Source organism: Pantoea sp. X-Soil-TKNS-1207, assembly GCF_059730485.1.
Genome location: NZ_AP035958.1, coordinates 783,211 through 807,473 on the forward strand (window position 1 = coordinate 783,211; position 24,263 = coordinate 807,473).

General features: G+C 56.7%; 22 protein-coding genes. 19 read left to right on the forward strand and 3 right to left on the reverse strand.

Going from position 1 to position 24,263, the window contains the following annotated elements:
- The 18 genes from rsmH (at position 1) to mutT (ending at position 21,386) form a co-directional block, all read left to right on the forward strand.
- On the forward strand, positions 1-942 hold the full coding sequence (rsmH, locus tag AC6I8V_RS03495; RefSeq protein ID WP_497844541.1) for a 16S rRNA (cytosine(1402)-N(4))-methyltransferase RsmH: 942 nt from the start codon (positions 1-3) through the stop codon (positions 940-942).
- Positions 939-1,259, forward strand: a complete 321-nt coding sequence (gene ftsL / locus AC6I8V_RS03500) for a cell division protein FtsL (RefSeq protein ID WP_497844542.1) — start codon at positions 939-941, stop codon at positions 1,257-1,259. Before rsmH ends, ftsL begins: the two co-directional genes overlap by 4 nt.
- Before the next feature lie 16 nt (positions 1,260-1,275).
- Complete coding sequence (locus AC6I8V_RS03505; RefSeq protein WP_497844543.1) at positions 1,276-3,042, forward strand: peptidoglycan glycosyltransferase FtsI; 1,767 nt, start codon at positions 1,276-1,278, stop codon at positions 3,040-3,042.
- Positions 3,029-4,516, forward strand: coding sequence for a UDP-N-acetylmuramoyl-L-alanyl-D-glutamate--2,6-diaminopimelate ligase (murE, locus tag AC6I8V_RS03510; protein WP_497844544.1), 1,488 nt, complete (start codon positions 3,029-3,031; stop codon positions 4,514-4,516). Before AC6I8V_RS03505 ends, murE begins: the two co-directional genes overlap by 14 nt.
- The gene (gene murF, locus AC6I8V_RS03515) at positions 4,513-5,874 is read left to right on the forward strand and encodes a UDP-N-acetylmuramoyl-tripeptide--D-alanyl-D-alanine ligase (RefSeq protein WP_497844545.1); all 1,362 of its coding nucleotides are present in this window, start codon (positions 4,513-4,515) and stop codon (positions 5,872-5,874) included. The genes murE and murF overlap by 4 nt, the downstream gene beginning before the upstream one ends.
- A complete protein-coding gene (mraY, locus tag AC6I8V_RS03520; protein ID WP_497844546.1) occupies positions 5,868-6,950 on the forward strand; it encodes a phospho-N-acetylmuramoyl-pentapeptide-transferase in 1,083 nt (360 codons plus the stop codon). The genes murF and mraY overlap by 7 nt, the downstream gene beginning before the upstream one ends.
- A 2-nt stretch (positions 6,951-6,952) precedes the next feature.
- A complete protein-coding gene (murD, locus tag AC6I8V_RS03525) occupies positions 6,953-8,269 on the forward strand; it encodes a UDP-N-acetylmuramoyl-L-alanine--D-glutamate ligase (protein WP_497844547.1) in 1,317 nt (438 codons plus the stop codon).
- Positions 8,269-9,483 carry a cell division protein FtsW gene (gene ftsW / locus AC6I8V_RS03530; protein ID WP_497844548.1) on the forward strand — a complete coding sequence of 405 codons (1,215 nt, stop codon included), beginning with the start codon at positions 8,269-8,271 and terminating at the stop codon, positions 9,481-9,483. Before murD ends, ftsW begins: the two co-directional genes overlap by 1 nt.
- Positions 9,480-10,538 carry an undecaprenyldiphospho-muramoylpentapeptide beta-N-acetylglucosaminyltransferase gene (gene murG / locus AC6I8V_RS03535; protein WP_497844549.1) on the forward strand — a complete coding sequence of 353 codons (1,059 nt, stop codon included), beginning with the start codon at positions 9,480-9,482 and terminating at the stop codon, positions 10,536-10,538. Before ftsW ends, murG begins: the two co-directional genes overlap by 4 nt.
- Positions 10,539-10,609: 71 nt before the next feature.
- A complete protein-coding gene (gene murC / locus AC6I8V_RS03540) occupies positions 10,610-12,085 on the forward strand; it encodes a UDP-N-acetylmuramate--L-alanine ligase (RefSeq protein ID WP_497844550.1) in 1,476 nt (491 codons plus the stop codon).
- Entirely contained in the window at positions 12,078-12,998 is a 921-nt protein-coding gene (locus tag AC6I8V_RS03545; RefSeq protein WP_497844551.1) for a D-alanine--D-alanine ligase, read from the forward strand. The genes murC and AC6I8V_RS03545 overlap by 8 nt, the downstream gene beginning before the upstream one ends.
- A gap of 1 nt (position 12,999) precedes the next feature.
- The gene (gene ftsQ, locus AC6I8V_RS03550) at positions 13,000-13,839 is read left to right on the forward strand and encodes a cell division protein FtsQ (RefSeq protein ID WP_497844552.1); all 840 of its coding nucleotides are present in this window, start codon (positions 13,000-13,002) and stop codon (positions 13,837-13,839) included.
- Positions 13,836-15,092, forward strand: a complete 1,257-nt coding sequence (gene ftsA, locus AC6I8V_RS03555) for a cell division protein FtsA (RefSeq protein WP_013507861.1) — start codon at positions 13,836-13,838, stop codon at positions 15,090-15,092. Before ftsQ ends, ftsA begins: the two co-directional genes overlap by 4 nt.
- 71 nt (positions 15,093-15,163) lie before the next feature.
- On the forward strand, positions 15,164-16,318 hold the full coding sequence (gene ftsZ / locus AC6I8V_RS03560) for a cell division protein FtsZ (protein WP_497844553.1): 1,155 nt from the start codon (positions 15,164-15,166) through the stop codon (positions 16,316-16,318).
- 101 nt (positions 16,319-16,419) lie between these two features.
- Complete coding sequence (gene lpxC, locus AC6I8V_RS03565) at positions 16,420-17,337, forward strand: UDP-3-O-acyl-N-acetylglucosamine deacetylase (RefSeq protein ID WP_497844554.1); 918 nt, start codon at positions 16,420-16,422, stop codon at positions 17,335-17,337.
- A gap of 272 nt (positions 17,338-17,609) precedes the next feature.
- Positions 17,610-18,116, forward strand: coding sequence for a secA translation cis-regulator SecM (gene secM, locus AC6I8V_RS03570; protein WP_497844555.1), 507 nt, complete (start codon positions 17,610-17,612; stop codon positions 18,114-18,116).
- Between the two features lie 71 nt (positions 18,117-18,187).
- Complete coding sequence (gene secA, locus AC6I8V_RS03575; RefSeq protein WP_497844556.1) at positions 18,188-20,893, forward strand: preprotein translocase subunit SecA; 2,706 nt, start codon at positions 18,188-18,190, stop codon at positions 20,891-20,893.
- 97 nt (positions 20,894-20,990) lie between these two features.
- Positions 20,991-21,386 (forward strand): 8-oxo-dGTP diphosphatase MutT, encoded by a 396-nt coding sequence (mutT, locus tag AC6I8V_RS03580; RefSeq protein ID WP_497844557.1) that lies wholly within the window; start codon positions 20,991-20,993, stop codon positions 21,384-21,386.
- 25 nt (positions 21,387-21,411) lie between these two features.
- Here the strand turns inward: mutT and yacG are convergent, their stop codons facing one another.
- The 3 genes from yacG to coaE are packed head-to-tail and all read right to left on the reverse strand — an operon-like array spanning position 21,412 to position 22,974.
- Positions 21,412-21,609 carry a DNA gyrase inhibitor YacG gene (gene yacG / locus AC6I8V_RS03585; protein WP_497844558.1) on the reverse strand — a complete coding sequence of 66 codons (198 nt, stop codon included), beginning with the start codon at positions 21,607-21,609 and terminating at the stop codon, positions 21,412-21,414.
- 8 nt (positions 21,610-21,617) lie between these two features.
- Positions 21,618-22,361: a cell division protein ZapD gene (gene zapD / locus AC6I8V_RS03590; RefSeq protein ID WP_497844559.1), complete on the reverse strand. Its 744-nt coding sequence runs from the start codon at positions 22,359-22,361 to the stop codon at positions 21,618-21,620.
- 4 nt (positions 22,362-22,365) lie between these two features.
- Complete coding sequence (gene coaE / locus AC6I8V_RS03595; RefSeq protein ID WP_497844560.1) at positions 22,366-22,974, reverse strand: dephospho-CoA kinase; 609 nt, start codon at positions 22,972-22,974, stop codon at positions 22,366-22,368.
- Positions 22,975-23,203: 229 nt separating this feature from the next.
- Here coaE and AC6I8V_RS03600 point away from each other — a divergent pair, with 229 nt between their 5' ends.
- A complete protein-coding gene (locus tag AC6I8V_RS03600; protein WP_497844561.1) occupies positions 23,204-24,244 on the forward strand; it encodes a GMP reductase in 1,041 nt (346 codons plus the stop codon).
- Positions 24,245-24,263: the final 19 nt, after the last annotated feature.

A 24,263-nucleotide genomic window follows, 5' to 3' on the forward strand; every position in this document is an offset into this window, starting at 1 on the left:
ATGCAGGAAAATTTCAAACACACCACGGTGCTGCTGGATGAGGCGGTAAACGCTCTCAATATCAGGGAAGACGGCATATACATTGACGGTACCTTTGGTCGCGGCGGTCACTCCAGATTGATCCTTTCGCAGCTGGGCGCGAACGGACAACTTCTGGCGATAGATCGCGATCCGCAAGCCATAGCCGCAGCCGCTGAGATAAACGATCCGCGCTTCTCGATCGTGCATGGGCCGTTTTCCGCACTGGCGGAATACGTTACCGAGCGCGGGCTGAGTGGCAAGATCGATGGCGTTTTGCTGGATCTGGGCGTGTCATCGCCGCAGCTGGATGACGCCGAACGCGGTTTCTCTTTCATGCGTGATGGGCCATTGGACATGCGCATGGACCCGACGCGCGGACAGTCGGCGTCGGAATGGTTGCTCAGTGCGGAAGAAGCGGATATCGCCTTTGTGCTGAAGACCTACGGCGAGGAGCGTTTCGCGAAACGCATTGCCCGCGCGATTGTCGAGCGCAATCGCGAGCAGCCGATGACGCGCACCAAAGAGCTGGCCGAGGTGATCGCGGCGGCAACACCGGTCAAAGATAAATTTAAACATCCGGCGACACGCAGTTTTCAGGCGATTCGTATCTGGATCAACAGCGAACTGGAAGAGATCGACATCGCGCTGAAAGGGGCATTGTCGGTACTGGCCCCCGGCGGCAGGTTGTCGGTGATCAGCTTCCACTCACTGGAAGATCGCCTGGTGAAACGCTTTATGCGCGACCAGAGTCGGGGTCCGCAGGTACCGGCCGGTATTCCGATGACCGAAACGCAGCTGAAAGCGCTGGGCGGTCGGGATCTGAAAACCCTCGGCAAACTGGTGCCGGGAGAAGCCGAAGTGGCTGATAACCCACGAGCACGCAGTTCGGTACTGCGTATCGCTGAGAGGACCGCGGAATGATCGGAAACGAGCGCCACAGTTTACCCGGAGTGATTGGTGGTGATCTGCTGCGCTTCGGCAAGATCCCGGTGCTGTTGCTGATAGCGGTGCTGGTTTCCGCGATGCTGGTGGTGACGACGACGCACAAAACGCGTCGTCTGACGGCGGAGCGCGAACAGCTGGTGCTGGAGCGTGACGCGTTAGATATCGAATGGCGCAACCTGATTCTGGAAGAGAACGCCCTCGGCGACCACAGCCGGGTAGAACGAATCGCAACGGACAAACTGCAAATGCAGCATGTCGATCCTTCGCAGGAAAACATTGTGGTGCAGCAATAAGGAAACGCGGAACCTAATGAGCGGCGCAAGCAAAACGCTGAAGTTAAAAAAACCGGAAGATAAGGCCAGCTTTGTAAGCTGGCGTTTTGCGTTGCTGTGCGGCTGTATTTTACTGGCGCTGGGTGGCTTGCTGTCTCGTGTGGCCTGGTTGCAGGTGATCAATCCTGACAAACTGGTGAAAGAAGGGGATCTGCGTTCGTTGCGCGTACAGGCGGTGCCCACGGCACGCGGCATGATCAGCGATCGTGCCGGTCGTCCGCTGGCGGTGAGCGTCCCGGTGAATGCTATCTGGGCCGATCCGAAAGAACTGAATGAACACGGCGGCGTCTCCCTCGACAGCCGCTGGAAAGCCCTCTCCGATGCACTGTCGATTCCCCTCGACCAGCTCTCTACCCGCATCAATGCCAACCCGAAAGGCCGCTTCGTCTATCTGGCGCGCCAGGTGAATCCGGCGATTGGCGAATACGTGAAGAAACTCAAGCTGCCGGGCATCTATCTGCGCGAAGAGTCACGCCGCTACTATCCGGCGGGCCAGGTCACCGCGCATCTGATTGGTTTCACCAACATTGATGGTCAGGGCATTGAGGGCACGGAAAAAAGTTTCGACAAATGGCTGACCGGTGAACCGGGCGAGCGTACGGTGCGTAAAGATCGCTTCGGCCGCGTCATTGAAGACATCTCCTCGGTAGATAGCCGTGCGGCGCATAACCTGACGCTAAGCATTGATGAGCGTTTGCAGGCGCTGGTGTACCGCGAACTGAATAACGCCGTCGCGTTCAACAAAGCGGAATCCGGCTCTGCGGTGCTGGTGGATGTCAGCACCGGTGAAGTGCTGGCGATGGCGAACAGCCCGGCCTATAACCCGAACAATCTTGCCAACACGCCGAAAGATGTGATGCGTAACCGCGCCATCACCGACATCTTTGAACCTGGCTCCACCGTCAAGCCGATGGTGGTGATGACCGCCTTACAGCGCGGTGTGGTGAAGGAAAACAGCGTACTGAATACCGTGCCGTATCGTATCAATGGTCATGAGATCAAAGATGTGGCGCGCTACAGCGAATTGACCCTGACCGGGGTTTTGCAGAAGTCGAGTAACGTCGGGGTTTCCCGTCTGGCGTTAGCGATGCCGTCCTCAGCACTCGTCGATACTTACGCGCGCTTTGGACTGGGTAAGCCGACCAATTTGGGGTTGGTCGGAGAAAGCAGTGGCTTATATCCTCAAAAACAACGGTGGTCTGACATAGAGAGGGCCACCTTCTCTTTCGGCTACGGGCTAATGGTAACGCCGTTACAGTTAGCGCGAGTCTACGCAACCATTGGCAGCTATGGCATCTATCGCCCGCTGTCGATTACCAAAGTTGATCCACCGGTCGCCGGTGAACGTGTTTTCCCGGAAGATCTGGTGAAAACCGTGGTGCATATGATGGAAAGCGTCGCATTGCCTGGCGGCGGCGGTGTTAAAGCCGCCATCAAGGGCTACCGCATTGCGATCAAAACCGGTACCGCGAAAAAAGTCGGACCGGACGGGCGCTACGTCAATAAATACATCGCTTATACCGCAGGTGTTGCGCCTGCCAGTCATCCTCGTTTCGCGCTGGTGGTGGTGATCAACGATCCCCAGGCCGGTAAATATTATGGTGGTGCGGTCTCCGCGCCGGTGTTCGGTGCCATCATGGGCGGCGTGCTGCGTACCATGAATATCGAACCCGATGCGCTGCCGGTGAATGATAAGAACGAGTTGGTGAAGAACAGAAGTGAGGAATCAAGTGACAGATCGTAACCTGCGCGACTTACTGGCCCCATGGGTGCCGGGCGCGCCGGCGCGTCCACTCCGTGACATGACACTGGATAGCCGCTCTGCGGCTTCTGGCGATCTGTTTATCGCCGTGGCGGGCCATCATGCTGATGGACGTCGATTTATTCCGCAGGCTATTGCCCAGGGCGTAGCGGCAGTGATTGCCGAAGCCGAGGGTGAGGCCAGCGATGGGGATATCCGTGAAATGCACGGCGTCCCGGTTATCTATCTGGCGCAGTTGCCGCAGCGTCTCTCGGCACTGGCTGGACGCTTTTATCAGCAGCCTGCTGAAAAGCTCAAATTAATCGGTGTCACCGGCACCAACGGCAAAACCACCACTACCCAGCTGATCGCCCAATGGGCCAATCTGCTGGGTGAAACCGGCGCGGTGATGGGTACGGTTGGCAACGGCCTGTACGGTCAACTGGCGCCGACGGAAAATACCACCGGTTCAGCGGTGGATGTCCAGCATGTGTTGCATGATCTGGTGAGCCAGGGGGCAACGCTGGCGGCGATGGAAGTCTCCTCGCATGGTCTGGTGCAGCATCGTGTTGCCGCGCTGCCGTTTGCCGCCGCGGTATTTACTAACCTGAGCCGCGATCATCTCGATTATCACGGTGATATGCAGAGTTACGAATCCGCCAAATGGCTGCTGTTCTCTGAACATCAGGTTGGCGTCGCGATTATCAACGCCGATGACGAAGTTGGACGCCGCTGGCTGGGAAATCTGCCGGATGCCGTCGCCGTCACCATGGAAGATAATCTGCAACCTGGCTGCCGTGGTCGCTGGCTGAAAGCCACCGACGTGAATTATCACGATGGCGGTGCGCACATCCGCTTCAGCTCCAGCTGGGGCGATGGCGAGTTCGACAGCCGCCTGATGGGGGCTTTTAACGTCAGCAATCTGCTGCTGGCACTGGCCTCGCTGCTGTCGCTGGATTATCCGCTCGATGCGCTGGTGAGCAGCGCGTCGCAGCTGCTGCCGGTGACTGGCCGCATGGAAGTGTTCACCGCGCCCGACAAGCCAACGGTTGTGGTTGATTACGCCCACACCCCTGACGCGCTGGAAAAAGCGCTGGAAGCGGCGCGCCTGCATTGCAAAGGCCAGCTGTGGTGCCTGTTCGGCTGTGGCGGCGATCGCGACAAAGGTAAGCGCCCACTAATGGGTGCCATCGCAGAACAGTTTTCAGACGTGGTGGTCATCACCGATGACAACCCGCGCAGTGAAGATCCGCAGGCGATCGTCAACGACATTCTGACCGGACTGCTCGATCCCGGCCGCGCCCGCGTCGTAGCAGGCCGCGCACAGGCGGTGACCAACGCCATTATGCAGGCCAAAGCCGATGACATCGTGCTGGTGGCCGGTAAAGGCCATGAAGATTACCAGATTGTCGGCAACCGCCGTCTTGACTACTCCGACCGCGACACCGTCGCCCGTCTGCTGGGGGTGATGGCATGATCCCGTTATCCCTCGCAACGCTGGCGGAAATCAGCGGTGGCACCCTCTACGGCAGCGACATCACCGTTGACGCAGTGGTCACCGACACGCGCAAAGTGACGGCAGGCTGCCTGTTTGTCGCGCTGGTGGGTGAACGTTTTGATGCGCATGACTTCGTTGGCGATGCGATTGCCAGCGGCGCGCAGGCGTTGCTGGTGAGTAAGCACTTGCCGGTCGCTGTGCCGCAGGTGGTGGTGGCGGATACGCGGATTGCCTTTGGCCGCCTGGGTGCCTGGGTGCGCCAGCAGGTGAAGGCGCGCGTGGTGGCGCTGACCGGTTCCTCCGGCAAAACCTCGGTCAAAGAGATGACCGCGGCGATCCTGCGTCAGTGCGGTGAAACGCTGTATACCGCAGGCAACCTGAATAACGATTTCGGCGTCCCGATGACGCTGCTGCGTCTCAGCAGCGAACATGATTACGCGGTGATTGAGCTGGGTGCTAACCACCAGGGTGAGATCGCCTACACCACCGATTTGGTGCGCCCGGAAACCGCGCTGGTGAATAATCTCGCCGCCGCCCATCTGGAAGGTTTCGGGTCGCTGGCCGGTGTCGCCAAAGCCAAAGGTGAGATTTTTGCCGGTTTGCCGCGCCACGGCACGGCCATCATCAACGCCGACAGCAATGACCTCGCCAACTGGCAGCCACAGCTGGCCGGAAAAACCCTGTGGCGCTTCTCGCCGCAACCGCAGGCGGAGGTGGAGTTCGGTGCCAGCGATATTGAGCTGCGCGCCGATGCGACCCTGTTCACGCTGCACACGCCGCGTGGCGATATCGCCATCACGCTGCCGCTGCCAGGACGTCATAACATCGCTAACGCGCTGGCCGCTGCGGCATTGGCGCTGTCGGTGGATGCGCCGCTGAGCGCCATCCAGGCCGGTCTGAAAACCTTGCAGCCGGTGCCGGGTCGTTTGTTCCCGGTCCGTCTGGCCGAGCGTCAACTGCTGCTCGACGACAGCTACAACGCCAATGTCGGATCAATGACTGCTGCCGCGCAGGTGCTGGGCGATATGCCGGGCTATCGCGTGATGGTGGTTGGCGATATGGCGGAACTGGGCGATGAGGCGGAAGCCTGCCATCGTCAGGTGGGCGACGCGGCCAAAGCGGCCGGTATTGATTGCGTGCTGAGCACCGGATTGCTCAGCCAGTTGATCAGCGAAAACAGCGGCAACGGCGAACATTTCGCCAGCAAAGCCGCGCTGATTGAACGTTTGCGGACGCTGTTGTCCGAACATCAGGACATTACCATTTTGATTAAAGGTTCGCGTAGTGCCGCCATGGAGCAGGTAGTACAGAGCTTACAGGAGAAAGGAACATGCTAGTCTGGCTGGCCGAGCATTTGGTCGCACTTTATTCCGGCTTTAACGTCTTTTCCTATCTGACGTTTCGCGCCATTGTCAGCCTGCTGACCGCTCTGTTCATCTCATTGTGGATGGGTCCACGCCTGATTGCCTGGTTGCAGAAGCTGCAAATTGGCCAGGTGGTGCGTAACGATGGCCCGGAGTCGCACTTCAGTAAACGCGGCACTCCGACCATGGGCGGCATTATGATCCTCTCCTCCATCACCATTTCGGTGCTGATGTGGGCTTATCCGTCGAACCCGTATGTCTGGTGCGTGCTGGTGGTGCTGGTGGGCTTTGGTGTGATTGGCTTTGTCGATGATTATCGCAAAGTGGTCCGCAAAGACACCAAAGGCCTGATCGCGCGCTGGAAATATTTCTGGATGTCAGTGATTTCGCTGGGCGTGGCGTTTGCGCTGTTCCTGGCGGGCAAAGACACCCCGGCTACCGAGCTGGTGGTGCCGTTCTTTAAAGACATCATGCCGCAGCTGGGGCTGTTCTACATCCTGCTGGCCTACTTCGTGATTGTCGGCACCGGCAACGCCGTCAACCTGACCGATGGTCTGGATGGTCTGGCAATTATGCCGACGGTGTTTGTCGCGGCGGGCTTTGCGCTGGTGGCGTGGGCGACCGGTAACGTTAAGTTCGCTGAGTATCTGCATATTCCGTATCTGCGCCACGCCGGTGAGCTGGTGATTGTCTGTACCGCGATTGTCGGTGCGGGTCTGGGCTTCCTGTGGTTCAACACCTACCCGGCGCAGGTGTTTATGGGCGACGTGGGTTCGCTGGCGCTCGGCGGCGCGCTGGGCACCATTGCGGTGCTGCTGCGTCAGGAATTTTTGCTGGTGATTATGGGCGGCGTGTTCGTGGTCGAAACGCTGTCGGTGATCCTACAGGTGGGATCGTTCAAGCTGCGCGGACAACGTATTTTCCGCATGGCACCGATCCATCACCACTATGAATTGAAAGGCTGGCCGGAGCCGCGCGTCATCGTGCGCTTCTGGATTATTTCGCTGATGCTGGTGCTGATTGGCCTGGCAACGCTGAAGGTACGTTAATCATGGCTGACTATCGGGGCAGAAAAGTCGTCATCATCGGGTTGGGCCTGACCGGCCTCTCCTGTGTTGATTTCTTTTTAGCGCAGGGCGTAACGCCCCGCGTGATGGACACCCGTGTCTCACCGCCTGGGCTGGACAAGCTGCCAGAACAGGTGGAGCGCTATGTGGGCGGCCTGAACAGCGACTGGCTGCTGGCGGCGGATCTGATCATCGCCAGCCCAGGCATTGCGCTGGCGCACCCGGCGCTGAGCGAAGCCGCGGATGCCGGTATCGAGATTGTGGGTGATATCGAGCTGTTCTGCCGCGAAGCGCAGGCACCGATTGTGGCGATTACCGGCTCCAACGGTAAAAGCACCGTCACCACGCTGGTGGGCGAAATGGCGCGTGCAGCAGGCTGGCAGGTGGGTGTCGGCGGCAATATCGGTTTACCGGCATTGTCGCTGCTGAAATCACCGGCGCAGCTGTATGTGCTGGAACTCTCCAGCTTCCAGCTGGAGACCACGCATAGCCTGAAAGCCGCCGCGGCGACCATCCTCAACGTGACAGAAGATCATATGGATCGCTATCCGCTGGGGATGCAGCAGTACCGTGCTGCCAAGCTGCGCGTGTATGAAAACGCCAGCGTCTGCGTGGTGAATGCCGATGATGGCATGACCATGCCGGTGCGCGGCGCGGATACCCGCTGCGTCAGCTTTGGCATCGATATCGGTGATTACCATCTCAACCGCCAGCAGGGCAGTACCTGGCTGCGGGTGAAGGGCGAGAAAGTGCTGAACACCGACGAAATGAAGCTGGTGGGTCAGCACAACTACACCAACGCCCTGGCGGCGCTGGCGCTGGCCGATGCGGTTAACATCCCGCGCGCGTCCAGCCTGAAAGCGCTCACCACCTTTACCGGGCTGGCACACCGTTTTCAGCTGGTGCATGAAGCCAACGGCGTGCGCTGGATTAACGATTCCAAAGCCACCAACGTCGGCAGCACCGAAGCCGCTCTGAACGGTTTGCAGGTGAAAGGCACGCTCTGGCTGTTGCTGGGCGGCGATGGCAAATCGGCCGACTTCAGCCCGCTGGCACCTTACCTGCAGGGCGACAAGGTGAAGCTGTTCTGCTTTGGCCGTGACGGCGATGCGCTGGCAGCGCTGCGCCCGGAAATCGCCACACGCACCGAGACCATGCAGCAGGCGATGACGCAAATCGCCGCGCAGGTTCAGGCGGGCGATATGGTGCTGCTGTCTCCGGCCTGCGCCAGCCTTGACCAGTTCCGTAATTTTGAACAGCGCGGCGACCAGTTCGCGCAACTGGCGAAGGAGTTGGGCTGATGCGAATTCCCGGTCTCGGTGTAGCCAGCTTCCTCTCCCTTCGCCTGAAAGATTGGGTGATGGGCGCCCGTGAGAATGAAGACGCGCCGGTGGTGTTGTATGACCGCACGCTGTTGTGGCTGACCTTAGGACTGGCGATTGTCGGTTTCATTATGGTGACCTCGGCGTCCATGCCAGTGGGGCAGCGTCTGAATGAAGACCCGTTCTACTTCGCCAAGCGCGACGCTTTTTATATCGTGCTGGCGCTGGGTATGGCGCTGGTTACGCTGCGCGTACCGATGGATTTCTGGCAGCGCTACAGCAACGTGATGCTGGTAGTGACGGTGCTGATGCTGCTGGTGGTGCTGGTGGTGGGTAGCTCGGTCAACGGCGCATCGCGCTGGATTGCGCTGGGACCGCTGCGTATCCAGCCCGCCGAGCTGTCGAAGTTGTCACTGTTCTGCTACCTCGCCAGCTATCTGGTGCGCAAAGTGGAAGAGGTGCGTAATAACTTCTGGGGCTTCTGTAAGCCGATGGGCGTGATGGTGGTGCTGGCGGTGTTGCTGCTGGCGCAACCGGACCTCGGTACGGTGGTGGTGCTGTTTGTCACCACGCTGGCGATGCTGTTTCTGGCCGGTGCCAAGCTGTGGCAGTTCCTTGCCATCATCGGTTCCGGCATGTTCGCGGTGGTGTTGCTGATTATCGCGGAACCCTACCGTATGCGTCGTGTGACCTCGTTCTGGAATCCGTGGGAAGATCCCTTCGGTAGCGGTTACCAGTTAACCCAGTCGCTGATGGCGTTTGGTCGCGGTGAATTCTGGGGCCAGGGGTTGGGAAATTCGGTGCAGAAACTCGAATATTTGCCGGAAGCGCACACCGATTTTATCTTCTCCATCATCGGTGAAGAGTTGGGTTATGCCGGTGTGGTTTTAGCGCTGTTAATGGTATTCTTCGTCGCTTTTCGCGCGATGTCGATTGGCCGCCGCGCCCTTGAGATTGACCAGCGTTTCTCCGGCTTTTTGGCCTGCTCCATCGGCGTGTGGTTCAGCTTCCAGGCGTTGGTTAACGTCGGTGCTGCCGCCGGTATGCTGCCGACCAAAGGTCTGACGCTGCCGCTGATCAGTTACGGTGGTTCCAGTCTGATTATCATGTCGACGGCGATCGTGTTTTTGTTGCGCATAGATTATGAAACGCGTCTGGCAAAAGCCCAGGCGTTTACCCGAGGTGGTCGATGAGTGGGAAGCGACTGATGGTGATGGCAGGCGGTACTGGCGGGCATGTGTTCCCCGGTCTGGCTGTCGCCCATCATCTGATGGAGCAGGGCTGGCAGGTACGCTGGCTGGGAACCGCGGATCGTATGGAAGCCGATCTGGTGCCGAAACACGGTATCGAGATTGAGTTTATCCGCATCAGCGGTTTGCGCGGAAAGGGTGTGAAAGCGCTGCTGCTGGCACCGCTGCGCATCTTCAATGCCTGGCGTCAGGCGCGCAGCATTATGAAAAAGTGGCAGCCGGATGTGGTGCTGGGTATGGGCGGTTATGTTTCCGGTCCTGGCGGATTGGCAGCCTGGAGCTGCGGCATCCCGGTGGTGCTGCATGAACAGAACGGCATCGCGGGTTTGACTAACAAATGGCTGGCGAAAATCGCCACCAAAGTGATGCAGGCGTTTCCCGGCGCGTTTCCCAAAGCGGACGTGGTCGGCAATCCGGTACGTACTGATGTGCTGGCGCTGCCATTGCCAGCCGAGCGTCTGACCGGTCGCACCGGTCCGGTACGTGTGCTGGTGGTGGGGGGCAGCCAGGGGGCGCGCATCCTTAACCAGACGCTGCCGCAGGTGGCTGCTGCTCTGGGTGATGCGATCACCCTGTGGCATCAGACCGGGAAAGGCGCACTGGAGACGGTGCAACAGGCGTACCGCGATGCGGGGCAGCCGCAGCATAAAGTCACCGAGTTTATCGATGATATGGCCGCTGCCTACGCCTGGGCTGATGTGGTGGTTTGTCGCTCCGGCGCACTCACCGTGAGTGAAGTGGCTGCCGCAGGTTTACCGGCGATTTTTGTGCCTTTTCAGCATAAAGATCGTCAGCAGTACTGGAATGCGTTGCCGCTGGAGAAGGCGGGCGCAGCCAAAATTTTTGAGCAGCCGCAGTTTACCGCGGCTGTGGTCGCGGAGACACTGCGCCACTGGGATCGCACCACGTTGCTGACGATGGCGGAAAAGGCCCGTCAGGTGGCGATTCCTGATGCAACCGAGCGGGTTGCAAATGAAGTGGCGCAGGCCGCGAAGTAAGTTAATCGGCCAGTGAGGCTGGCCCGTACCTGGTTCAGGTACAAACAGGAAAAAACAGGTAACAGAGACAGATGAATACACAGCAATTGGCAAAACTGCGTTCTATCGTGCCCGAGATGCGTCGCGTCCGGCACATCCACTTTGTCGGCATTGGTGGTGCTGGCATGGGCGGTATTGCCGAAGTGTTAGCGAACGAAGGTTATCACATTAGCGGTTCCGATTTGGCACCCAACCCGGTTACGCAGCATCTGGCGGCACTGGGCGCAACCATCTATTTCAACCATCGCCCGGAAAACGTGACTGATGCGAGCGTGGTGGTGGTCTCCACCGCCGTTGCCCAGGACAACCCGGAGCTGGTTGCGGCCCGTGAGCAGCGTATCCCGGTGATCCGCCGTGCGGAAATGCTGGCCGAACTGATGCGCTTCCGTCACGGCATCGCGATTGCCGGTACCCACGGTAAAACCACGACCACGGCGATGGTCGCAAGCATTTACGCCGAAGGCGGCCTCGATCCGACCTTCGTTAACGGTGGCCTGGTGAAAGCGGCGGGTACACATGCGCGCCTGGGCAGCAGCCGTTACCTGATTGCGGAAGCGGATGAGAGCGATGCGTCGTTCCTGCATCTGCAACCGATGGTGGCAATTGTCACCAATATTGAAGCGGATCATATGGATACCTATCAGGGCGACTTTGAGAACCTGAAACAGACATTCATCAACTTCCTGCACAACCTGCCGTTTTACGGCCGTGCGGTGATGTGTGTGGATGACGTGGTCATCCGTGATCTGATCCCGCGCGTTGGGCGTCAGATCACCACCTATGGTTTTAGCGACGATGCGGATGTCCGCATTGAAAATTACGAGCAGCGCGGTGCGCAGGGGCATTTCACCCTGGTACGCCATGATAAGCCGGTGCTGCATGTCACGCTGAATGCGCCGGGCCGTCATAACGCGCTCAACGCGGCCGCAGCGGTAGCGGTTGCCAGCGAAGAAGGCATTGATGACAACGCCATTCTGGCCGCGCTGGAGAGCTTCCAGGGCACAGGTCGCCGCTTTGACGTACTGGGTGAGTTTGACACCGCCCCGGTGAACGGCAACCCAGGCAACGCCATGCTGGTAGACGATTACGGTCATCATCCCACCGAAGTGGATGTGACCATCAAGGCGGCCCGCGCGGGCTGGCCAGAGAAAAAGCTGGTGATGGTGTTCCAGCCGCATCGTTACACCCGTACCCGCGATCTGTTTGACGATTTCGCCAACGTCCTGTCGCAGGTGGATGTGTTGCTGATGCTGGATGTCTATCCGGCAGGAGAAACGGCGATCCCCGGTGCCGATAGCCGTTCGCTGTGCCGTGCGATTCGTAGTCGCGGCAAAGTTGATCCGATTCTGGTGTCTGAACACGAGGCGTTGCCGGAAGCACTGGCACCGTTGCTGAGCGGGAACGACCTGGTGATTGTTCAGGGTGCGGGTAATATCGGCAAAATCGCGCGCAAGCTGGCGGAAATCCGTTTGCAGCCCGCAGCAAAAGCGGAGGTGCGTAATGGCTGAGAAGGTTGCGGTTTTATTCGGCGGCACCTCGGCGGAGCGTGATGTTTCGCTGATGTCTGGCAGCGCGGTACTGGCTGGGCTGCGCGAAATGGGCATTGATGCTCATCCGGTCGATACGCGTGATGTTTCGGTGCTGAACCTGAAACAGCTTGGATTTGATAAAGCCTTTATCGCGCTGCATGGGCGGGGCGGTGAAGATGGCACGTTGCAGGCGGTGCTGGAATTTCAGCAGATACCCTACACCGGCAGCGGCGTGATGGCGTCGGCCATTACCATGGATAAACTGCGCAGCAAGCTGCTGTGGCAGGGCAGGGGACTGCCGTCCGGGAAATTTGTCTGGCTGACGCGTCAGCAGCAGGATAACGGTCTGGATGCGCAGACGCTGGCTTCGATTCACGCGCTGGGCCTGCCGTTATTCGTCAAGCCGAGCTGCGAAGGCTCCAGCGTTGGCATCAGCCGCGTTAATACGCTTGATGCGCTGCCCGCCGCGCTGGAAGAGGCGTTTCGTCACGACAATGACGTGCTGATCGAAGCATTTTTGAGCGGCGCGGAATACACCGTCGGCATTTTAGGTGACCAGCTGCTGCCTTCGATCAGAATTAAAAGCGCCAGCGAGTTCTATGACTATGAAGCAAAATACATTTCTGACGATACTGAATACTTCTGTCCAAGCGGATTGAGCGCCGAACGTGAAGCAGAATTGCAGACGCTGGTGCGTTCAGCCTGGCTGGCATTGGGTTGCAGCGGCTGGGGACGTGTTGATGTGATGGTCGATGGCGATGGCAATTTCCAGCTGCTGGAAGTGAATACGTCGCCGGGTATGACCAGCCATAGTCTGGTGCCGATGGCAGCGAAACAGGCGGGTCTCAGCTTCCCGCAGCTGGTCGCACGTATTCTGGAGCTGGCCGACTGATATGTCACAGGCGGCGCTGAACGTACGCAACCGCGAACCCCAGGAGCGTATCCGCACCGGGCGTAGCAACGGCGCCCGACTTTTCGGCATCGTGTTCCTGCTGATCGTGTTGGGCATTATGGTAGCGGGTGGACTGGTGGTGCTGAAGTGGATGAACGATGCATCCCGTCTGCCATTATCGAAGCTGGTGGTGACCGGTGAAACGCATTACACCACGCACGATGACATTCGCCAGGCGATTTTGTCACTGGGCGCGCCGGGCACCTTTATGTCGCAGAATGTCGACATCATCCAGCAGCAAATTGAACGTTTGCCGTGGATTAAGCAGGTCAGTGTGCGTAAGCAGTGGCCTGATGAGCTGAAGATTAACCTGGTGGAGTACGTTCCGGTGGCTCGCTGGAATGACCTGCACATGGTGGACGCCGATGGCGTTTCCTTCAGCATCCCGGCCAGTCACGTTGGCAAAGAAACTATGCCAATGCTGTACGGGCCGGAAGGCAGTGAGCAAGAGGTGCTGGCCGGTTATCACACCATGAGCGATGTGCTAAAGGCCAGCAAGTTTACCCTGAAGGTCGCGTCGATGACGGCGCGGCGCTCGTGGCAGCTGGTGACCAGCGACGATGTCCGCATCGAACTGGGACGCAGCGATACCATGAAGCGTCTGAACCGTTTTATTGAGCTCTACCCGGAACTGCAACAGCAGGCCCAGAGTGGTAACAAGCGCATTAGCTATGTCGATTTGCGCTATGACTCGGGTGCTGCCGTAGGATGGGCGCCGGCACCGTTAGAGCCACAGGACAGTAATCAGCAACAGAACCAGGCACAGGCTAAACAACAATGATCAAGGCAACGGACAGAAAACTGGTAGTAGGACTCGAAATCGGCACCGCGAAGGTTGCCGCCCTGGTTGGGGAAATTCTGCCCGATGGTATGGTCAACATTATTGGGGTGGGCAGCTGCCCGTCTCGCGGTATGGATAAAGGTGGCGTGAATGACCTTGAGTCGGTAGTGAAATGCGTACAGCGCGCTATCGATCAGGCTGAACTGATGGCAGATTGCCAGATTTCATCCGTCTACCTTGCTTTATCGGGCAAACATATCAGTTGTCAGAACGAAATCGGGATGGTTCCGATTTCCGAAGAGGAAGTCACTCAGGATGATGTAGAGAACGTTGTGCATACCGCGAAATCGGTCCGCGTACGTGACGAGCATCGTATCCTGCATGTGATCCCTCAGGAATATGCCATCGATTATCAGGAAGGGATCAAGAATCCGGTTGGGCTGTCAGGCGTGCGTATGCAGGCAAAAGTACATTTGATCACCTGTCACAACGATATGGCGAAAAATATCGTTAAAGCGGTTGAACGATGTGGCCTGAAAGTGGACCAACTGATTTTTGCCGGACTGGCGTCCAGTTTCTCAGTGCTGACTGAAGATGAACGTGAGCTGGGTGTCTGTGTTGTTGACATCGGTGGCGGTACAATGGATATCGCGGTTTACACCGGCGGCGCGCTGCGTCACACCAAGGTGATCCCTTATGCAGGGAACGTGGTGACCAGCGATATCGCGTACGCCTTCGGCACACCGCCGACCGATGCCGAAGCGATTAAAGTGCGTCATGGTTGCGCGTTGGGTTCCATCGTTGGCAAAGACGAAAACGTGGAAGTGCCCAGCGTAGGTGGACGTCCACCTCGCAGCCTGCAACGCCAGACGCTGGCTGAAGTGATTGAGCCGCGTTACACCGAATTGCTGAATCTGGTGAATGACGAGATTCTGCAACTGCAGGAACAACTGCGCCAGCAGGGCGTGAAGCACCATCTGGCGGCCGGCATTGTGCTGACCGGTGGCGCGGCGCAGATTGAAGGTCTGGCGGCATGTGCCCAGCGTGTTTTCCACACGCAGGTGCGTATTGGTCAGCCACTGAACATCACCGGCCTGACGGATTATGCGCAGGAGCCGTACTACTCAACGGCCGTTGGCCTGCTGCATTACGGCAAAGAGTCACATATGAACGGTGATGCTGAAACGGAAAAACGTGCTTCAGTGGGCAACTGGTTTAAACGAATCAATAGCTGGCTGAAGAAAGAGTTTTAATTTTTGTAAAAGGAGATCATGCTGGCAGTGTTTATGATCTCCAGGCGACAGGCACATAACGGAGAGAAATCATGTTTGAACCTATGGAATTAACCAATGACGCGGTGATTAAAGTCATCGGCGTCGGCGGTGGCGGTGGCAACGCCGTAGAGCACATGGTACGCGAACGTATCGAAGGTGTGGAATTCTTCGCTGTGAATACTGACGCGCAAGCGTTACGTAAGACAGCGGTCGGCCAGACTATCCAGATCGGGACCAACATCACCAAAGGTCTGGGTGCGGGTGCAAACCCGGAAGTCGGTCGTACCTCAGCGGAAGAGGATCGCGAAGCACTGCGTTCTGCGCTGGATGGGGCAGACATGGTGTTTATTGCTGCGGGTATGGGCGGCGGTACCGGTACCGGTGCAGCACCTGTAGTCGCGGAAGTCGCGAAAGATTTGGGTATCCTGACGGTTGCGGTTGTCACTAAGCCGTTCAACTTTGAAGGCAAAAAGCGTATGGCTTTTGCTGAGCAGGGTATCGCTGAACTGTCGAAGCATGTCGATTCACTGATCACCATTCCGAACGACAAGTTGCTGAAAGTGCTGGGTCGCGGCATCTCTCTGCTGGATGCATTCGGTGCGGCTAACGACGTGCTGAAAGGCGCGGTGCAGGGTATCGCTGAACTGATTACCCGTCCGGGTCTGATGAACGTTGACTTCGCCGACGTACGTACGGTGATGTCTGAGATGGGCTACGCCATGATGGGTTCAGGCGTGGCTTGTGGTGAAGACCGTGCCGAAGAAGCCGCAGAAATGGCGATCTCCAGCCCGCTGCTTGAAGATATCGACCTGTCTGGCGCGCGTGGTGTGCTGGTTAACATCACCGCAGGCTTCGACCTGCGTCTGGACGAATTCGAAACCGTGGGTAACACCATCCGCGCCTTCGCTTCTGACAACGCTACCGTGGTTATCGGTACTTCTCTGGACCCAGAGATGAACGACGAACTGCGTGTGACCGTGGTCGCAACCGGCATCGGTATGGACAAGCGTCCGGAAATCACCCTGGTAACCAATAAACCGGCCAGCCAGCCAGTGATGGATCATCGCTACCAGCAGCACGGCATGTCGCCGCTGCCGCAGGAGCAAAAACCGGCTGCGAAAGTGGTTAACGACCAGGCGGCATCGTCCAGCAAAGAGCCTGACTATCTGGATATTCCGGCGTTTCTGCGTAAGCAGGCCGACTAAGAATACCCCGATAATTGGGATTCTCCGCTCTTTGTGCTAAAGTATTCGCCCGCCGGTAATTTATACTGGCGGTCGGATGGGTAATATTGCGAGATAATGCGATGATCAAACAAAGGACATTAAAACGTATTGTTCAGGCGACTGGTGTCGGTTTACATACCGGCAAAAAAGTCACGCTGACATTACGCCCTGCGTCGGCTAATACCGGGGTCATCTATCGTCGCACTGACTTGAATCCACCGGTTGATTTCCCGGCTGATGCAAAATACGTGCGCGACACCATGCTGAGTACTTGCCTGGTGAATGATGAAGGCGTGCGTATTTCGACCGTTGAACACCTGAACGCCGCTCTGGCTGGGCTGGGTATCGATAACATTATTGTTGAAGTCGATGCGCCAGAAATCCCGATCATGGATGGCAGTGCTGCCCCCTTTATCTATCTGCTGATGGATGCGGGCATCGAAGAACTGAACCGCGCGAAGAAATTCGTACGTGTTAAGCAAACGGTGCGCGTTGAAGATGGTGACAAATGGGCTGAGATCAAACCGTACAACGGTTTCTCGCTTGATTTCACTATCGATTTCAAACATCCGGCAATTGATTCCAGTTCGCAGCGCTATCAGCTCAACTTCTCAGCCGAGGCGTTTGTGCGCCAGATCAGCCGTGCGCGCACGTTCGGCTTTATGCGTGAAATCGAATATCTGCAGTCTAAAGGCCTGTGCCTGGGCGGTAGTTTAGATTGTGCGATTGGCCTTGATGACTTCCGCGTATTGAACGAAGAAGGTCTGCGTTTCGAGGATGAGTTCGTTCGTCACAAAATGCTGGACGCGATCGGCGACCTGTTTATGTGCGGCCACAACGTTATTGGCGCGTTTTCTGCCTTTAAGTCCGGCCATGCACTGAACAACAAATTGCTGCAAGCAGTACTGGCGAAACAGGAAGCCTGGGAATGGGCGACCTTCGAAGACGAAGCTGAACTGCCGCTGGCATTCAAAGCACCCAATCTGGTCCTGGCGTAAGTCAGGCACAAAACGGCGGGTTTCCCTGACACTCTCTCCTGTCAGTGATACCTGCCGTTTTTTATTGTCCTCTGCTATTTCTGCGTAACGACCCTCATTTCACTGCCGACTCTGGTTAAACACTCTACAAAAAAGCGTGAAATTGCCCCGCAGCCGTTTAATCACTGATGTGGAAGCCGCACATAAATGCTATTATCGTGCGCCTGTATTGGCAGGGTACCGCAGTTTAGCGCGGTCTATTTATTACTTTACTGAAGCATTGTGGACGGGCTGTGATCGGGATTTTTTCACGCTGGCGACAATTTGGCAGACGCTACTTCTGGCCGCATCTCCTGTTGGGGATGGTTGCAGCTGGCTTTGGCCTGCCCGCCTGTGCCCAGACATCTGACCCTGCTTCCGCCGATACCCCTGTCAGCAGCCTGTTTATTGGCAATGTTGTCCATTTCGACCATCTGATTCGTTTGCAGGAAACGGCACGTCGCCCCAGTTTCGCTGTTGATTACTGGCATCAGCATGCCATTCGCACCGTTATTCGCCACCTCTCGTTCAGCATGACGCCACCGGCGCAGGCCGAGAGCGATCAGGCGGCTCCGCTGGCGGCACAAAAGCTGGCGTTGATTGATTCATTACAGGCATTGCTCACCTCACCAGCGATGCCACAGGTTGCCTCCGAACCGCAGCGTGCTGTTCGTGTTTCAGAACCACAAATTAATACCCCCGCATTCTGGCTGGCCGCGCTTCATGGCATCCGCGCCGGACCTTCATTGCTTAACTGCTAACTTTTTTTCCGCACTCTGTTTAGATTTCGCAGTCCGTGGGATGCCACGGCTGAATTGAGAAAATATTTATCATGTTAATCAAATTGTTAACTAAAGTTTTTGGTAGCAGCAATGATCGTACTCTGCGTCGTATGCGCAAAGTGGTGGACGTCATCAACAAGATGGAGCCGGATTTTGAAAAGCTCTCTGATGATGAACTGAAGGCGAAAACGGCGCTGTTTCGTGAACGTCTGGCCAAAGGCGAGAGCCTGGAAAGCCTGATTCCGGAAGCCTTTGCGACGGTACGTGAATCGAGTAAGCGTGTGTTTGGTATGCGCCACTTTGACGTGCAGTTGATTGGCGGCATGGTGCTTAACGAGCGCTGCATCGCCGAGATGCGTACCGGTGAAGGTAAAACCCTGACGGCAACGCTGCCGGCTTACCTCAACGCTCTGACAGGCAAAGGCGTTCACGTCGTAACCGTGAACGATTACCTCGCCCAGCGTGACGCCGAAAACAACCGCCCGCTGTTTGAGTTCCTGGGTCTGACTGTCGGCATCAACCTGCCAGGTATGCCATCGGTAGCCAAACGCGAGGCCTATGCTGCCGATATTACTTACGGCACCAACAACGAATACGGTTTTGACTACCTGCGCGACAACATGGCTTTCAGCCCGGAAGAACGTGTTCAGCGTAAACTGCATTACGCGCTGGTGGATGAGGTGGACTCCATCCTGATCGATGAAGCGCGTACTCCGCTGATCATCTCTGGTCCGGCGGAAGACAGTTCAGATCTCTACATCAAAGTTAATAAAATCATCCCACACCTGAATCGTCAGGAAAAAGAAGACTCCGAAACCTTCCAGGGTGAAGGCGATTTCTGGGTGGATGAAAAAGGGCGTCAGGCCCATATGACCGAGCGCGGTCTGGTTAAGGTTGAAGAGTTGCTGGTCAGCCAGGGCATCATGGAAGAGGGTGAGTCACTTTACTCGCCGACTAACATCATGCTGATGCATCACGTAACGGCGGCACTGCGCGCCCATGCGCTGTTCACCCGCGATGTCGATTACATCGTTAAAGATGGTGAAGTGGTCATCGTTGATGAACACACCGGTCGTACCATGCAGGGTCGTCGCTGGTCAGATGGTTTGCATCAGGCGGTTGAAGCCAAAGAAGGTGTCGAGATCCAGAACGAGAACCAGACGCTGGCGTCCATCACCTTCCAGAACTACTTCCGTATCTATGAAAAACTGGCGGGTATGACCGGTACTGCTGATACCGAAGCCTTTGAATTCAGCTCAATCTATAAACTCGATACCATCGTGGTGCCAACCAACCGTCCGATGGTACGTAAAGATATGGCCGATCTGGTCTACATGACCGAGAAAGAGAAGATCGATGCCATTATCGAAGATATTCGCGCCTGTACTGCCAATGGTCAGCCGGTGCTGGTGGGTACCATTTCGATTGAAAAATCAGAAGTGGTGTCCAATGAACTGACGCGTGCGGGCATTAAGCACAGCGTTCTGAACGCCAAATTCCACGCGCGTGAAGCCGATATCGTAGCGCAGGCGGGTCAGCCTGGCGCCGTCACCATCGCCACCAACATGGCGGGCCGTGGTACTGACATTATGCTGGGCGGTAGCTGGCATGCCGAAGTGGCTGAGCTGGAAGACCCGACCGAAGCACAGATCGAGACGATCAAAACGGCCTGGCAGCTACGCCATGATGCAGTACTGGCCGCAGGCGGTCTGCATATTATCGGTACTGAACGTCATGAATCGCGTCGTATCGATAACCAGCTGCGTGGCCGTGCGGGTCGCCAGGGTGACGCCGGCTCTTCACGCTTCTATCTGTCGATGGAAGATGCGCTGATGCGTATTTTCGCCTCGGATCGCGTCTCTAATATGATGCGTAAGCTGGGGATGAAACCGGGCGAAGCCATTGAGCACCCGTGGGTGACCAAGGCGATCGCCAATGCGCAGCGCAAAGTTGAAAGCCGCAACTTCGACATTCGTAAACAGCTGCTTGAGTACGATGATGTGGCTAACGACCAGCGTCGCGCCATCTACAGCCAGCGTAACGAGCTGCTGGATGTGTCCGATGTGTCAGAGACCATCAACAGCATCCGTGAAGATGTGTTCAAAGCTACCATTGATACCTATATTCCGCCGCAGTCGCTGGAAGAAATGTGGGATGTGCCGGGCCTGGAAGAACGTCTGCGCACCGATTTCGATCTGGAACTGCCGATTGCAGAGTGGCTGGATAAAGAGCCGGATCTGCATGAAGAGACGCTGCGCGAACGTATCATGAAGCACGCTACTGACAGCTATGCCGCCAAAGAAGAAGTGGTGGGCATCGAGATGATGCGTAACTTCGAGAAAGGCGTGATGCTGCAAACCCTGGATTCACTGTGGAAAGAGCATCTGGCGGCGATGGATTATCTGCGTCAGGGTATCCATCTGCGTGGTTACGCGCAGAAAGATCCGAAGCAGGAGTACAAACGCGAATCCTTCTCCATGTTTGCGGCGATGCTGGAATCACTGAAATATGAAGTGATCAGCACCCTGAGCAAAGTTCAGGTGCGTATGCCGGAAGAAGTGGAAGCGATGGAGCAGCAGCGTCGTGAAGAAGCTGAGCGCCTGGCGCAACAGCAGCAGCTTAGCCATGTTGATGATGAAACCGCAGCGACAGCCGCGTTAGCTGCCCAGGGTGGTGAACGCAAAGTTGGCCGAAACGATCCTTGCCCATGCGGTTCGGGCAAAAAATATAAGCAGTGTCACGGCCGCCTGGCCTGATAATAAAGGAGCCTGTTGGCTCCTTTTTCTTTGGTTAACATCTGCCATTGACTGCTTTAAAATCAGCGGCTCATTCATCTTTAGCGGAATCCAGCTTATGAAACACCTGCAGGTCGCGGTGGGCATCATCCGTAATGCCAGTCACCAGATCTTTCTTGCCCAGCGTGCGGCAAGCTCTCACATGGCGAACAAATGGGAGTTTCCTGGCGGGAAAATCGAACAGGGTGAAACCGCTGAACAGGCGCTTAAGCGCGAATTAATGGAAGAGACCGGAATAGAGGTTACGGTGGCGCAGGCCATTGGCCAGGCTGACCACAGCTATGAAGATGTGCGCGTGACGCTGCATTTCTTTTTGGTGGAAGGCTGGCACGGCGAGCCGTGGGGCAAGGAAGGGCAACCGCAGCGCTGGGTTGACCAAAAATCGCTGGTCGCGAGTGAGTTTCCGCCAGCCAACCATGCGCTGATTGCGCGTCTGATTGCTGGCGAAATCTGACCTCAGGGGCGATTGCCCCTGAGCGTTACTGCTGTTCTTCGCTCCAGTCATCGCTCTCTGTCAGGTCGCCATTGCTGGGAATCCGTTTCTCTTCGGCCGCCCATTCACCTAAATCAATCAGCTGACAGCGTTTGCTGCAAAACGGACGCCACGGGCTAAGCTCATCCCATATCACGTCTTTGCCGCAGTTGGGGCAGGGAACCATAATCATCTCTTCCGGCATAACATCCTCTAACAACAGGCCAGTTCAAAATTCAGTCGGGCAGGGACTTCGCCGCGCTCGCTATCCAGCGGCAGAAAGCGAATGGCGTAGCGGCTCTTGTGGCCGGACACCTGCGGGTAAAGCGCGTCTTCCAGCGTCAGCTGCAGACGCAACAAATCAGCACCTTCAGCATTATCCTGATAAAAACCATTCAGGCTGGTTTGATTGCGGAATACGCCGGACTGGCGAATTAAATCAAGGATAATGACCAGGCTATTCCGCAACGGATTGAGTGACTCCAGCCAGCCGTTTACCTGCTCATCGCGCATCGATTGCTCAAGGTGCAGCCAGATATGCAGCCCGGGTAAATCAAAACTGCAGCAACCACCGGGAATGCTCAGACGCTGACGAACCAGCGCCACCAGTCGATCCTCGCGCAACTGCTGACCCATACGGGGCGCCTGCATCAGCTCAGATGATTGCTGTTTCAACTGCTCACGCAGGGCATCCACACGCTGCAAATCGACGCCGGGCACATCAAGCCAGGCGCGTAGCTTCTGCTGCTGCCGCTCAAGTTCTTTCAGCAATTCAGTGCGCATATCGCCACGTTCGAAGATATCCAGCAAATCGCCAATAATGCGAAAAACGCCCAGCGCAGAAACGGAGCTGGTGACGGGCACGGTGTCATGCAGCTGATTGATCAGAAACTCGACGCGCAGCCAGGTGCGCATCTTTTCATTCAGAGGATGTTCAAAAAGAACGATTGTACTCATGATGTTAATCCTGTCCCGCTGCTGCCAGTCGCAAATAACGCTGGTGAAGTTCAGCAACGCGCGGCAGCGCGTCATCAGGCGTGCCGCTGTTATCAATGATGTCATCCGCTACGGCCAGGCGCTGTTGTCGGCTGGCCTGAGCGGCAAGAATGTTTTTGGCCTGGGTGAGAGAGATGCCATCGCGCTGTTGAGTGCGCTGTAGCTGGGTAGCTTCATCCACATCCACTACCAGCACCCGATCCGCCTGATGCTGCAATCCATTTTCCACCAGCAGTGGTACCACCCATACGACATAAGGGGAGGTTGCGAGTGTCTTCAACTGTTGCGTGCGCGCGTTAATCAACGGATGCAACAGCTGGTTTAACCAGTTTTTTTCTTTCGGCTGCTGAAAAATAATTTCGCGCAGCCGGGCACGATACAACGTGCCTTCTGCCGTCAGGATCGATTCGCCATGGCGTCTGACGATCGCCTGCAAAGCGGACGTGCCTGGTTCCACCACTTCTCTGGCAATGACATCGGCATCAATAATATCGACACCCAGCGCCGCGAAGGCATTGGCTATAGTGGATTTTCCACTGCCAATGCCGCCCGTTAGCGCAACTGTAAAAGGCATAGCGTTATCCCGGCGTTCGCACTGGCATGCTGTAACACCTTGCGTTTTATCAACGGCAAGATGAGAGCACGATCACAATCGATTTTCTCAGCTAAATTTAACGGATTGTAGCTTAAATAAAGTGAAATTCGCAGTCTTGTCGCGGAACGAATGGCGCGTATGATAACGACACTGGAGCCGTGAGCGCTACCCGAACCGCGGTTCGAAGCCACTAACCAGGACACTTGTGATGCGTATTGAAGAAGATTTGAAACTGGGTTTTAAGGATGTGTTGATCCGCCCGAAACGCTCCACCCTCAAAAGCCGTTCCGAAGTTGAGCTGGAACGCACTTTCACCTTTAAACACTCAGGTCTGAACTGGACAGGCGTGCCGGTGATTGCCGCCAATATGGATACGGTCGGCACCTTCACCATGGCGCAAGCCCTTGCCAGCTTTGGCGTGCTGACGGCGGTGCATAAACATTATAGCGTTGCCGACTGGCAGGCATTTATTCAGCGCGCACCTGCATCGGTGCTGGGACATGTCATGGTTTCCAGCGGAACCTCAGACGCAGATTTCAGCAAACTGACCGACGTTCTGGCGCTCTCGCCGCAGCTGAACTTCATCTGCATTGATGTTGCCAATGGTTATTCCGAGCATTTCGTCGCGTTTTTGCAACGTGTCCGCGAGAGTTTCCCCGGTAAAACCATCTGCGCAGGCAATGTGGTCACCGGCGAAATGGTCGAGGAGCTGATTCTCTCCGGCGCTGATATCGTAAAAGTGGGGATTGGTCCCGGTTCGGTTTGCACTACCCGCGTCAAAACCGGCGTTGGCTACCCGCAGCTTTCTGCGGTGATTGAGTGCGCGGATGCGGCCCATGGCTTAGGTGGACAGATCGTCAGCGATGGCGGCTGTTCAGTGCCCGGCGATATCGCCAAAGCCTTTGGCGGCGGTGCCGATTTTGTGATGCTTGGCGGTATGCTGGCGGCACATGATGAGTGTGAAGGCACGATCGTTGAGGATCAGGGCGAGCAATTTATGCTGTTTTATGGCATGAGTTCAGAGTCTGCCATGAAACGCCACGTCGGCGGCGTGGCTCAGTACCGCGCCGCAGAAGGTAAAACCGTGCGCTTGCCGTTGCGCGGTCCGGTTGAAGAAACGGTGAAAGATATCCTCGGTGGCCTGCGTTCGGCCTGTACCTATGTCGGGGCCGAGAGACTCAAGGAGCTGACTAAGCGCACTACCTTTATTCGTGTGGCTGAGCAGGAAAATCGCGTGTTCACACGCTAATGTTGTGCAACGGGTGCAT

What these genes read in the sequence shown, in the direction of transcription:
- ftsL (WP_497844542.1), top strand. Translation starts at nt 939, where the DNA reads ATGATCGGAAACGAGCGCCACAGTTTACCCGGAGTGATTGGTGGTGAT.
- murC (WP_497844550.1), top strand. Translation starts at nt 10,610, where the DNA reads ATGAATACACAGCAATTGGCAAAACTGCGTTCTATCGTGCCCGAGATG.
- rsmH (WP_497844541.1), top strand. Translation starts at nt 1, where the DNA reads ATGCAGGAAAATTTCAAACACACCACGGTGCTGCTGGATGAGGCGGTA.
- murD (WP_497844547.1), top strand. Translation starts at nt 6,953, where the DNA reads ATGGCTGACTATCGGGGCAGAAAAGTCGTCATCATCGGGTTGGGCCTG.
- ftsA (WP_013507861.1), top strand. Translation starts at nt 13,836, where the DNA reads ATGATCAAGGCAACGGACAGAAAACTGGTAGTAGGACTCGAAATCGGC.
- AC6I8V_RS03600 (WP_497844561.1), top strand. Translation starts at nt 23,204, where the DNA reads ATGCGTATTGAAGAAGATTTGAAACTGGGTTTTAAGGATGTGTTGATC.
- lpxC (WP_497844554.1), top strand. Translation starts at nt 16,420, where the DNA reads ATGATCAAACAAAGGACATTAAAACGTATTGTTCAGGCGACTGGTGTC.
- mutT (WP_497844557.1), top strand. Translation starts at nt 20,991, where the DNA reads ATGAAACACCTGCAGGTCGCGGTGGGCATCATCCGTAATGCCAGTCAC.
- yacG (WP_497844558.1), bottom strand. Translation starts at nt 21,609, where the DNA reads ATGCCGGAAGAGATGATTATGGTTCCCTGCCCCAACTGCGGCAAAGAC.
- murF (WP_497844545.1), top strand. Translation starts at nt 4,513, where the DNA reads ATGATCCCGTTATCCCTCGCAACGCTGGCGGAAATCAGCGGTGGCACC.
- AC6I8V_RS03545 (WP_497844551.1), top strand. Translation starts at nt 12,078, where the DNA reads ATGGCTGAGAAGGTTGCGGTTTTATTCGGCGGCACCTCGGCGGAGCGT.
- ftsQ (WP_497844552.1), top strand. Translation starts at nt 13,000, where the DNA reads ATGTCACAGGCGGCGCTGAACGTACGCAACCGCGAACCCCAGGAGCGT.
- secA (WP_497844556.1), top strand. Translation starts at nt 18,188, where the DNA reads ATGTTAATCAAATTGTTAACTAAAGTTTTTGGTAGCAGCAATGATCGT.
- ftsZ (WP_497844553.1), top strand. Translation starts at nt 15,164, where the DNA reads ATGTTTGAACCTATGGAATTAACCAATGACGCGGTGATTAAAGTCATC.
- zapD (WP_497844559.1), bottom strand. Translation starts at nt 22,361, where the DNA reads ATGAGTACAATCGTTCTTTTTGAACATCCTCTGAATGAAAAGATGCGC.
- AC6I8V_RS03505 (WP_497844543.1), top strand. Translation starts at nt 1,276, where the DNA reads ATGAGCGGCGCAAGCAAAACGCTGAAGTTAAAAAAACCGGAAGATAAG.
- coaE (WP_497844560.1), bottom strand. Translation starts at nt 22,974, where the DNA reads ATGCCTTTTACAGTTGCGCTAACGGGCGGCATTGGCAGTGGAAAATCC.
- murG (WP_497844549.1), top strand. Translation starts at nt 9,480, where the DNA reads ATGAGTGGGAAGCGACTGATGGTGATGGCAGGCGGTACTGGCGGGCAT.
- mraY (WP_497844546.1), top strand. Translation starts at nt 5,868, where the DNA reads ATGCTAGTCTGGCTGGCCGAGCATTTGGTCGCACTTTATTCCGGCTTT.
- ftsW (WP_497844548.1), top strand. Translation starts at nt 8,269, where the DNA reads ATGCGAATTCCCGGTCTCGGTGTAGCCAGCTTCCTCTCCCTTCGCCTG.